The sequence below is a fragment of the Amycolatopsis thailandensis genome (assembly GCF_042723255.1).
GTDB lineage: Bacteria > Actinomycetota > Actinomycetes > Mycobacteriales > Pseudonocardiaceae > Amycolatopsis > Amycolatopsis thailandensis.
This window is the reverse complement of record NZ_JBHXJK010000044.1, coordinates 25047-35831: the sequence shown is the minus strand read 5'-3', so window position 1 is coordinate 35831 and position 10785 is coordinate 25047. Positions and strand designations below refer to the sequence as shown.

8 protein-coding genes, 1 tRNA gene and 3 pseudogenes are annotated in these 10785 nt (G+C 63.8%); 6 read left to right on the top strand and 6 right to left on the bottom strand.

The annotated features are described in order from the left end of the window. Positions 1-169 precede the first annotated feature (169 nt). Both ACFWMR_RS19350 and ACFWMR_RS19345 read left to right on the top strand, forming a co-directional pair. Complete coding sequence (locus ACFWMR_RS19350; RefSeq protein WP_378379333.1) at positions 170-787, top strand: DUF47 domain-containing protein; 618 nt, start codon at positions 170-172, stop codon at positions 785-787. A 1-nt stretch (position 788) separates the two neighbouring features. After that, complete coding sequence (locus ACFWMR_RS19345; protein ID WP_378379332.1) at positions 789-1784, top strand: inorganic phosphate transporter; 996 nt, start codon at positions 789-791, stop codon at positions 1782-1784. Between the two features lie 350 nt (positions 1785-2134). Here ACFWMR_RS19345 and ACFWMR_RS19340 read toward each other — a convergent pair. Further along, positions 2135-2236, bottom strand: a pseudogene (locus tag ACFWMR_RS19340) (ABC transporter permease); the annotation flags it as partial. Positions 2237-2467: 231 nt separating this feature from the next. Between ACFWMR_RS19340 and ACFWMR_RS19335 the strand changes: the two are divergent. Then, positions 2468-3184 (top strand): hypothetical protein, encoded by a 717-nt coding sequence (locus ACFWMR_RS19335; RefSeq protein ID WP_378379331.1) that lies wholly within the window; start codon positions 2468-2470, stop codon positions 3182-3184. 558 nt (positions 3185-3742) lie between these two features. Next, on the top strand, positions 3743-4549 hold the full coding sequence (locus ACFWMR_RS19330; RefSeq protein WP_378379330.1) for an HNH endonuclease: 807 nt from the start codon (positions 3743-3745) through the stop codon (positions 4547-4549). Between the two features lie 682 nt (positions 4550-5231). Here the strand turns inward: ACFWMR_RS19330 and ACFWMR_RS19325 are convergent. The 3 genes and pseudogenes from ACFWMR_RS19325 to ACFWMR_RS19315 form a co-directional block, all read right to left on the bottom strand. Continuing rightward, positions 5232-5858: pseudogene (locus ACFWMR_RS19325) on the bottom strand (DUF2637 domain-containing protein); the annotation flags it as partial. A 229-nt stretch (positions 5859-6087) separates the two neighbouring features. Then, positions 6088-6249, bottom strand: coding sequence for a hypothetical protein (locus tag ACFWMR_RS19320; RefSeq protein WP_378379329.1), 162 nt, complete (start codon positions 6247-6249; stop codon positions 6088-6090). Continuing rightward, positions 6246-6893, bottom strand: a complete 648-nt coding sequence (locus ACFWMR_RS19315; RefSeq protein WP_378379328.1) for a hypothetical protein — start codon at positions 6891-6893, stop codon at positions 6246-6248. Before ACFWMR_RS19315 ends, ACFWMR_RS19320 begins: the two co-directional genes overlap by 4 nt. 1073 nt (positions 6894-7966) lie before the next feature. On the opposite strand from ACFWMR_RS19315, the pseudogene ACFWMR_RS19310 reads away from it, so the two are divergent. Then, positions 7967-9007, top strand: a pseudogene (locus ACFWMR_RS19310) (recombinase family protein); the annotation flags it as partial. Here ACFWMR_RS19310 and ACFWMR_RS19305 read toward each other — a convergent pair. Continuing rightward, positions 8966-9691 carry a hypothetical protein gene (locus ACFWMR_RS19305; RefSeq protein ID WP_378379327.1) on the bottom strand — a complete coding sequence of 242 codons (726 nt, stop codon included), beginning with the start codon at positions 9689-9691 and terminating at the stop codon, positions 8966-8968. The pseudogene ACFWMR_RS19310 and the gene ACFWMR_RS19305 overlap by 42 nt on opposite strands. Positions 9692-9885: 194 nt before the next feature. Further along, positions 9886-9962, bottom strand: a tRNA-Leu gene (locus ACFWMR_RS19300). A 174-nt stretch (positions 9963-10136) separates the two neighbouring features. On the opposite strand from ACFWMR_RS19300, the gene ACFWMR_RS19295 reads away from it, so the two are divergent. Next, a complete protein-coding gene (locus ACFWMR_RS19295; protein ID WP_005157321.1) occupies positions 10137-10748 on the top strand; it encodes an ANTAR domain-containing response regulator in 612 nt (203 codons plus the stop codon). Positions 10749-10785 lie beyond the last annotated feature (37 nt).

The window sequence follows — 10785 nt, the reverse complement described above, 5'->3', positions numbered from 1 at the left end:
GCGGCTGTGCGCCCGGCGCCCGAGCGCGGGCGCGGGGGGGGGGGGGTGGGGGTGCCCCCCCGGGCCGCCGCTGTCGGCGGCGGCGGCCGGCGCGCGGGGGGGGGGGGGGGGCCCCGGCCCCCCCCACGCCCGTGTCCAGCCCGTCCACCCCGTGACCCAGGGGAGCACCGTGCGCTTCAGCATCCTTCCGAAGGACACCGTTTTCTACGACCTGTTCGGCAAATCGGCCACGCACCTCGTCGACGGCGCGCGGCTGCTGGCCGGGCTGCTCGATCCCGACACCGACCGGGCGGGTACGGCCCAGGACATCAAGGACGTCGAGCACGACTGCGACGACGTCACCCACGACATCATCCGGCGGGTCAGCTCCACTTTCGTCACCCCGTTGGACCGGGAGGACATCTACCGGCTGGCGGGCGCGCTCGACGACGTCATGGACGACATGCAGGCCGCCGCCGACTACATCCACCTCTACGACATCGAGCACCTGCCGCCCGGCGTCTCCGCCCAGATCGAGGTCCTCCGCCAGGCCGCCGACCTCACCGTCGACGCCATGCCGCGGCTGAGGGACATGCACGACCTCGAGGAGTACTGGATCGAGATCAACCGGCTGGAGAACGAAGGGGACGAGATCTACCGCAAGAGCCTCGCTCACCTCTTCTCCGGTGCCTACGACGCGCTCACCGTGATGCGCCTGCGCGACGTCATCGAGCAACTGGAAAGCGCCGCCGATTCCTTCGAGAAAGTCGCGAACATCGTCGAGCAGATCGCGCTCAAGGAGACCTGAGGTGGAGATCGCGCTCGTCTTCGCGGTCATCGCGATCGCGCTCGCCTTCGACTACACCAACGGCTTCCACGACGCCGCCAACGCCATCGCCACCTCGGTGTCCACCCGCGCGCTGACCCCGCGGGTCGCGCTGTGCCTCGCGGCGGTGATGAACCTGGCAGGGGCCCTGGTCTCGGAGGGAGTCGCCGGAACGATCGGCAGCGGCATCATCACCCCACCGGATTCCCCACGCGGAATGGCCATGGTGCTCGCCGGGCTGCTCGGCGCCATCATCTGGAACCTGGCCACCTGGTGGTTCGGCCTGCCCTCGTCGTCGTCCCACGCCCTCATCGGCGGCTTGATCGGGGCGGGCGCCGCGGGCTCGGTGACCGTGCACTGGTCGGTCATCACCGGCAAGGTACTCATCCCGATGGTGCTTTCGCCGCTGATCGGGTTCGGCCTCGCCTACGGCGTCATGGTCGGGATTTCGTGGCTGTTCCGCCGCTCCTCCCCGCAGCGGGTTCATCGCGGGTTCCGCGCGGGTCAGTCCGTTTCCGCGGCGGCGCTCGCCTTCGGTCACGGACTGCAGGACGCGCAGAAGACCATGGGCGTCATCGTGCTCGCGCTCGTCACCGCGGGCCTGCACACCGGGCACGATGTTCCGTTGTGGGTCAAGCTCGCCGCGGCCGGCGCCATCGCGCTGGGCACGTACTCCGGTGGCTGGCGGATCATGCGAACCCTCGGCCGCCGCGTGATCACGCTCGACCCGGCACGCGGCGTCGCCGCCGACACTACCGCCTCGACGGTGCTCTACGTCATGGCCATCGGCATGCACGCTCCGGTGTCCACGACGCACACGATCAGCTCCGCGATCATGGGGGTCGGCGCGACACGCAGGCTTTCGGCGGTGCGCTGGGGAGTCGCGGGCAACATCGTCACCGCCTGGATCCTCACCATTCCCATGACCGCCGCCCTGGCCGCCTTGGCGTACTTCCTCCTGTCGATGGCGATCCGTTAGCCGCCACTCCCGTGGCCGTGCCCAGTGTGCCTGTCTTAAGACGGTTCCGTGTATCGGTTTCCGGCTGTGGGCCCACCGTGTTCTCGGAGGTGGCGTCGCTGAAGGAGAGATTCTGGGTGTGTCTTCGCGCGAGCGTGCGCGACGGCGGCGTGTATTCGCGCCGAGCACGGCCAGTACCACCAGGATCAGTCTCAGGTGGAGGGCGATTCCCACCACGAGGTTCGCCACGAGCCGCCCCGGCAGTCCGGCCACTGACGTCACCGCCATCAGCGGGACGAGCAAAGGCCAGCGGTACAACGGATACGGCTACGCATCCCGCAGCGGTGATCTCACCACAGTGAGACCGCATCCGGGATCAGCGCGTGCCCCGCCGAAGGGCGGCAAATCTGAAGCGTGGCGGGACTGCGGAGGAAACCCAGCGCCAGCGTGGCTTCGTACTTGTCGTGCCGGGACATGATCGCACCAGCCTCGGCTACTTTGTGCGGCCAATGGGCAATGGCTTGCTCGCCTACTTGTCGTTCTGGCATGATGGTGCTTGCCATGCAAATCGGGCGGTACCTGATTTGACAGCATCTGCGTAGCTATGCGATCGAGCCTGTAGTTCGGTCGACGTGCTCTTCAACGTTCACGATGATGCTCCGTCATGTCGACTGTGGCGGCCTGGCGGGCGCAACGGAGGAAGTATGTCTGTTAGCCAGTTTGTTGCGCACCGCGGCGAGGGTAAGGCCAGGGTGTTCGCGCTCATTCGTGGTTCCAGTGACTCGCTCGAGGTTGTCACGTCTTTGGGCGCCGATGATGCTCACGTGGCTGAGGATCTGATCCGCGAGCTGAATTTCTTTCTGGTCGAACGCGACGAGCGGTCGCTCAATGATTTTCTGGGTGGGTTGCCGAATGCCGTGCAGATCGCTGTCAGGAATTTCTTGCAGAAGCGATGTCGGGCGACGTTGGGAGCGATGAGTGTCTACGGTGCAGTTGAGCCGCTCAAGTTGCTGTACGTTGATAGTCGCGAAGAGTTCCGCGAGCTTCTGGGTGCCGCATACTTGATCGGCCTAGGCTTCGAAGCTTCGAATGAGATTGACGAAGATGGTGACGCCAGCTGGGAAGTGCAACTCTCGACGGCGGAACCCTTCGTTCGAGCAAGTGAAGGTGAGCGGTCATGGGCACTGCCCGAAGGTGTCTCCTTGTCTTCGACGTGGACGAGTCGGGACTATTCCGGAGGAAACGTCATCGACCAGGCGGTGCGTGTTGCCGAGTCTGCGACATCTCGCGGATATCGAGTTTGCCTGCACACTTTTGAAAAGGGGGACGGTGAAAGCATTGATAGCAGCTCGACCTCGGTGATAGTTGTCGACATATTTGATGCGCCGATACCGCCTTCCCGTGGCGATTTGGATGCATAGGAAATATGCTGACCCCGTGTCCAATGGTGCGTTTCGATTGGTACTGCTTTGTGGGTCGAAGAACCTCTCTTTGCTACGGACTGAAGCGTCTTTTCTCAAAATTCCGATGATAAAGTCTGTCGTGGATTGAAGACCGGTTTTCACTGTTAGTGAAGAAGAATGTTGGGAAAGTCGCTATGATGGGAGCGGACAGTGCATTTTCATCGGTCTTGTGCGCGATCCGTCTCACCGGCTCTTCATTCTCCTCGGCGGAGAGGGCTGTCGAGTAGACCAAGCGCTGGATACGCGCGATCCTTTCAGTCACCTGCTTGGGTTGTCGAGGGGGTGACCTGGGAAAGGTTCCCTGGGTGACTGATGAGGACGTGTCCTACAGGGAGAGCCTGCTGTGTGAGTCGGAGGGATACGCCTGGATGGTCGGCACCCTCGCGCGGGTCACCTTGCCCGGTCGGGCGTCGCCGTGATCGCCTGAGATGTCGGTGCAGCCCGCTAAGCTCTCCCCAGCAACGAGTCAGCCCGGCACGCCTGTGGGGGCGGGCGATCCACGGTGGGGAGTGAGCCATGCACGACGCAGAGCCTGAGTCGGAGGAAAGCCTCATCGCCTTCCTGCGAGAGATGAGGTCCTACGATCCCGAGGGCGAATACTACGCGCTTTTCCTTGGAATGGATCACAGTGAAAAAATGTATTGGGGTAGACAAACTCATTGGGTCGGCTGGTCGAAACGTCGGGCAGGGTGGGAAATTCGCGAAGCGAGTCTCGTTTCACCTGAACGTATGATAAAGCTATGGAGTAGCATTGATCGCCGCTGGGTCGCCGTGCACACGTTCGAGCACCTTTACTATTTTCTTCGCCTGGGGGGAGACGCATTGGTTGCCAAATCCTTGGCAGATGAACACTTATCGGACGTGGTTGGCCCGAGTGAGTGCCTGAAGGACGGCGGGCATGGGCACGTCGGGCGTGGCTTCATCGGGACCTCAGGTCTGACGGACGAGGAAGTCACGCGCCGGGCACCCAGCCGGAAGCTGCGAGGCAGGGTGATGAAGCGAGATGGACGTAAATGTAGAATTTGCGGACGTAGTCCCATGAATTACACCGATGTCGAACTTGAAATTCATCACATTATCCCCTGGCATATGGGCGGCCCCACTTCCGAGGAAAACCTCGTAACCCTCTGCGGCACGTGCCACGACGGCCTGGACCCGCATTACGATCCGGATTTGCGTCGCATAGCGAAACTCCCGCACGCCGTAGAAGGGCTTGCCGGTTCTCTGGGCGAACATCGGGCTGATGTGGAACGGTATCGAGAAAGAATCGAAGAAGTCGGGCTCGTGCAATTCGGCTTCCCGGCAGGCTGGGACCGGTCGTGAGCTAGCCGCCCCGCGATGAAAGCCGGGGTGATTTCCGGGCCTCCAGCAGAATGGTGGAATGCTCGCTGAATATCACCGCCGCTCCCATGTCCGCCTGCCTGCGGGGGTGACTACCGAGGTGTTGACTGTGTAGGCGCTGCTCGATCCCGCATCCTGGGCCGCAGTGTATCCGTGTTGCTACTGATGGCGGTTCGGCCGTCACCGGTCATCGAATAATCTCTGCCCGGTTGTCTACCGGAGTGCTAACGCCGAACCCAGCGCGCGTGCGACGCGGTTCGGAGTGGCCTGTGGCGGGATCGGATTCGGTGGTGGCAGACGATAGGGCAAGGCTGCCGCGACGTCAGCGGCCTCGCCGGGCCTCGCCGCTGGGGCCGGCTGGTGGAGCCAGGCCGGGCCAGGCGTCAGTGAGGTCGGCGAGGCCGTAGCGCGGGCCGGTGCGATCTGCGCGCGCGGACGTCAGGGGCAGCCACGAGATGGCACTCGTCCCCGACGAAGGCTGGTGTTGACCTGCACAAACTGCCAGTAATCGACACTGAACGTTACTAGGTGGCGTGGCCACGCTACTGACTTTTAATGCGTAGGTCGAGCAGCGAGCTGTCTGTCGGAGAAAGGCTTCACGCCGGATGGATAGCTTCATGCTGGGCAGGCTCGATCTTGTCGCCCTGGTCCGGCAAGCAGGGGTGCCTTCCTCGCGCCACTTTCGGAGGATGCGGCGGCCGTAGTTGTGTGTTCCGGCGTCACGGTCGAGGTCGGCGCCGGACGGTGTTCGCCCACGCTGTTGTTCAGCTATGTAGAAGTTCCACATCCGTTGCTCGGCGGTCGGTTCAGATGTGGAAGCACGTTCGGGTGAGGACTCCGGAAGCTGAGCTGTGAGTGAGCGAGCGGGCTCCTGCTCGGGCGAGGTATTGGTGGATGCGTCGGACGTGCAGGGACGGTGGCGTTTGAGGGCGCGGTTGAGGAGTTCGACGGCCAGCAGTAGGGCAAGGGGCGGGCAGGCGGCGACGGCGACGCCGAAGGCGCTGGTCACGGGGGCGGAGGCGATGTTCGCGCAGAGGGATAGCGAGATGCCGAAGATGAACGCGGACCAGGCCGGCCACCGGCTGGAGCCGTCGCGACTGGGCTTCCAGAGTTCGACGGTGGCAGTAGTGAGGAGGCCGTCGACGATGAGGGGCCAGATGGAGGCGGTCATCGTGTCGGCGCCGAATCGGAGCGCGAATTGGCGTCCGTGGATGTAGGAGGCGCCGAGGGCGACCAGGGCGGTGCAGCCGCATTGGATCCAGAGGGAGAGATCGCGTCGGAAGGTGCTCATGCGGCGCTTCCGGAACGGCGGCGGCCGAGTCGTGGAACCTCGACGGTGGCGGAAAGTCGCAGCTCAGGGACTATGTCAGCGTGGGTGGAAGCTGCTCGTACCTCGTCGGGGGTACGAACCCACTCAGGTGGAACCGTTCAACGATGAACTGAGCTCCCGCTGTCATGCGCTGCTTGGCTTGGCGTCGCGTAGACATGATGCCGCGCTGTGAGTTGCGGCAGACAGGTTCTCACTGTCGTTGCCATTCGTGGCCAGCTTTTGTCAGGTTGTCCAGCGCGCGATTTCGGCGTCGTGTGGCGGTGGGCTGGCTGACGCCGAAGATCTCGCCGAGTTGGCGGTGGGTCGCGACGCCGTCTCGACCCATGTGTTCGCCGAAGTAGCGAGCGGTCAAGATGGCTGATTCGTGTTCGTCGAGCCATCGCTGTTCGAAGGCCATGACAGAAGCTCAAGTAGTTCTTCCGAGGCATCCTTCTTGGCTGGCTCGTCGACGAACTGCTGGTATGGGGCGTCGTTGATGCTGATGACCTCTGCGGCGGCCTGGGTGATGTCGATGCCGAGTGTGCGGAGGGCGGCTCTCTGTGTTTCGCGGACCACGTTGGCGGCGACATGGTGGCGGCGGCGTATCGGGTAGCAGCGGATTTGCTCCCAGAGGTGGCCGATGACCGATGCTTGGACGTCGGTGTTGGTTTCGGTGGCCGATACGCCGCCGCCGGTCAGGCCTCGGCGTGTTCCGAAGGTGCTGACTGCGGTCCGGCTCGCACGGATGACGCGTCTGGCGATGCCGGGCACTGCGGCCAGCATGGCGGTGAGGACGATTTGGGCTGCGACGGTGCCTTCGCCATTCAGGAGGGCGGCGCGCTGTAGCAGCGTGTGCAGGATGCTGTCGTGGCATTCGTAGTCGCGGGTGTTCAGGACTGCGGCTAGTCGGTCGTGGGTGACGATGTTGGCTAGTGCGGTGTCGTGGTCGGCCCAGGAACGCAGAGCCGAGTCGAACTTGGCGAGTGACTTCGGATGAGTGAGCTGACGCTGAAGCATGGTGAGCGGGCTGAGAGCTGGGGCGGACATCGTGGTGGCCTTCCGAGCGGCGACGAAATGATCGCCACGAGGCTCGAAGGCGCACCTTGCTCCCTTCCTGGCCCAGAAGCTTGCTCCTCTTCTGGGGCAAGCCGATCATCACCCGATCGGACTGCCGAGCAGGCCCGCGCCTGCGGCGTTGTCACCTGTAGGCGTCTGTCCACGGAATGTCGCTCGAGACCGGCAGCAGGAGCAGGTCTCGCCGCGATCCATTTCTGCTGAGACCAGGGCTTGGTCGGTCTCACGGGAAATAGAGTTCGGTCGGCCTGCGCGAGAGTAGCCTGCGAACGCGTGCCAGGAACGACCAGTTCGGGCCGTCACCTTCGGCCCGCAGGTTTCTGACTGTTCGAACGCGGGCTGTAGTGGTCTCGCCGGCCGTCGGCACCAGTCTCGGCGCGGCTCGGGGCGTGCTCGGCACGATGAAAGCTGTAATGCCGGGTGCGCATCTTCCGTGGCCAGCCGTGAGCGAGGTGCCTGTGATAACGGCCTCAGGTCCTATAGCCAATCCGACGTCCAGACGTCCCGTACTTGGCGTAGCTAGTTCGAGGCGAGACTTGCATCGAGAACGTGTCTCAACGTATGAGAACCAACAGGGAAAGACATTCCCCCTCCTGTATTGGTTCACGCGCCGAGCCTTCCTGATTTGATACTTCATGAATTATTTGGCGTATCGAAGTGCGTGTATCCAGAGGTATTCGGACGTTCGGCGAGACTTGATGCGAGACCCACCGAGACCTGCTCGAACTGTGGTCTCGCTGCCGCCTAGGTCGCCGGGAAGCTGGTCTCGGAGGCGCGATGGGGCAAGGATGCGAGGACAACTCGGCAGCGCCGCATCCTAGGTTAGGGCAACCGGATTGGTGCTACGATCAGCCAAGCCATCGCGGCAATAGCCGCAGGTTTTCCGGCCACGTTGAACGGGTTCATGGCGTCGAAGCCGAACAGATCCGAATGCGACTGGGATCGGCCGCCGCTGAACTCTTGAAGTGGGCTCGCGAAAGCGCGTTTGGCGAATCCGAAGAGGACCCCAAGACACCATGATCTCTCCCGGCGAGTCGACTGCCGCCAACTTCGACCCCGCACTGCTGGCAACTCCCACCGGTAGCGGGACTCAAGTCCCTGTCTCCGGTCCATCGGGCCTCTCGGACTACGCGGTCTCGCCGCTCGGCATGCCCACCGCGCTCTTGCGCGACGAAGTCCGAGTCGCTTTCCTCGCGAGGACCTCCACTGAGGACCAGCAGGATCCGCGGCAGTCCATCGTGCGTCAGCTGGGCAACTCGAAAGCCGCCATCCCCGAGTCCTGGGTGATCGTCGCTCACTTCTACGACGTCGAGTCGGGGCGAATGGATCTTGACGCGCGGGGGAGGGGCGAGAACTACGACCGGTTCGGCATTCCCGTCGCGCGCGACGGAGGCATCGCCGATCTGCTCACCGAGGCGGCCAGCCCGAAGCGCCGGTTCGATGTCGTGATCTGCGAGAACATCTCGCGGGTCGCCCGGCGAGCCTTCGAAGGACTGTCGGTCGAGCGTGAGCTGGAACGTCAGGATGTGCCGCTCTTTGCCTCGAACGAGCCCATCACGGTGTCCGGTAGTCGTGCGCAGCGGATCCTGCAACGCCGAATCAACCAGTCCGTGGCCGAGTACGAGGTCCTGAACACCCTCGAGCAGTCCTGGGGTGGCTTGTGTACCCATGTTCGAGAGGGCTGGAACATCGGTAAGCCAGGCCACGGCTACAAGGCAAAGATCTTCAAGCATCCGAATCCGGTGAAGGCTGCCAAGGGGTACACGAAGACACGGCTCGAACCAGATGGCTTGCGCGGCGAGTCGGTCACTCAGATGGCTCTGTGGCGGTACCACGAGGGCGTGGGGTGCGACACGATCGCGGACAGGTTGAACGAGGATCTCGCCAAGTATCCGCCACCGGTTCCTCCTGGCGGTCGGCGCGCCCGAGGGGCTTGGAGCCGTTCGAGTGTTTACGACATCCTGCGCAACCCGAAGTACACCGGATATCAAGTCTTCAACCGGCGAGCGACACGGTCACGTCGAGGGAAGCACAACGATCCGATCAAGTGGGTCTGGTCGCCCGCGCCTGTGCACGAGCCCTTGATTCCGAAGTGGATGTACGACGCGATCAACGCCGGCTGGAAGACCAAGCAGGGCTCCCGCGGCGCCGAGAAACCGAACACGCATCCCGACACGGTCAGGAGCTATCTGTTCCGCGGGCGCCTGTTTCATGGATGCGGCAGGCGGATGGTCGGAGTTCCGCGTCACGAGCGGGCGTACTACTTGTGCAGGCCCAGCAACAACAATCGAGGTCGCTCGGATCGGTTCACCGAGCATGAGAAGGCGCTGTACCTCCGTGAGGATACGCTGCTGGACGCTGTCACGAAGTTCTTCGCCGACCGTGTGTTCGGCCCCGATCGCCGGTCCGTTCTGGAAGCTGATCTGGCTGGAGTGGACGATCGTGAAGCCGTCACACGTGACGCAGAGCGCGAACACGTTCGGCGGAAGGTCGCCGAGATCGCCAGGAAACAGGCATCGATCCTCAAGCAAGCGCAGCAGGGTGACCCGGATGATCCGTTCACCACGGCACTGCGAGGCAGCTACAACGACCTGGCCTCCGATGAGAAGAAGCTCCGGTCGAAACTTGAGGAGCTGGACAAGGCGGACGAGGCGACAGCCCAAACGATGAGCATCGACGACTTGCAGCTCATCGATGCGCTTCCGTGTCTGGCGCTGAACCTGGCGAAGGCTCCGGAGCACTACCTACGAGCGTTGTTCGAGGCAGTCCAGCTCGCGATCGTGGTTCACGACGATGGCGAGCATGCGACAATGACGATCAAGCTCCCAGCAGACCAGCTGCCCGACATCGGTCAGGCGGCGGAGAGGATCTCCGAGACCATGGAACCCCTGGACGTCCCGGCGCAGCGCGCCGGTTCTGTTCGTGAGGTTCCTGTTGGTGCCCCCGGTGAGATTCGAACTCACACTGGACGGGTTTTGAATCCGTTGCCTCTGCCAGTTGGGCTACGGGGGCGGTGCCCGGTGAACTTTACGGGATCCCGGGACCACCCCTTCCGCCGGGCCCGGGAGTGTGACGACCGTCTGACGTGGTGAACGCCATCTCGCCGACTGGATCGTTCCCGGTAGGCTTCAGGTTCGCGGACAGTCCGCGAGCCGAACTGCCCGACGACCCTTCAGGAGGACCCCGGTGACCGAGCAGGCTGCCGAGGCCAACGGTGCCGTCGCCGCACCCCAGCGGCGGGTGCTCGTGGCCGAAGACGAGGCCCTCATCCGTCTGGACCTCGTCGAGATGCTCCGCGAAGAGGGCTACGAGGTCGTCGGTGAGGCCGGGGATGGCGAGCAGGCCATCAACCTGGCCACCGAATTGAAACCCGACCTGGTGATTCTCGACGTCAAGATGCCCAAGCTCGACGGTATCGAGGCCGCTTCGAAGATCACCGGCGACCGGATCGCGCCGGTCGTCATCCTGACCGCGTTCAGCCAGCGCGACCTCGTGGAGCGGGCCAGGGACGCGGGCACGATGGCGTACCTGGTCAAGCCGTTCGCCAAGCGTGATCTGGTGCCGGCCATCGAGCTGGCCGTGAGCCGGTTCGCCGAGCTCCAGGCCCTCGAGTCCGAGGTCGCGGGCCTCACCGACCGGCTCGAGACGCGGAAGGTGATCGACCGCGCCAAGGGGCTGCTGATGAGCCGTCAGGGGCTCACCGAGCCCGACGCTTTCCGCTGGATACAGCGCACCGCGATGGACCGCCGGACCACGATGAAGGCCGTGGCGGAGGCCGTCGTCGAGAGCATCGGCTGACGAGTACCCGCAGAAGGGCCACCTCCGGCGACGGAGG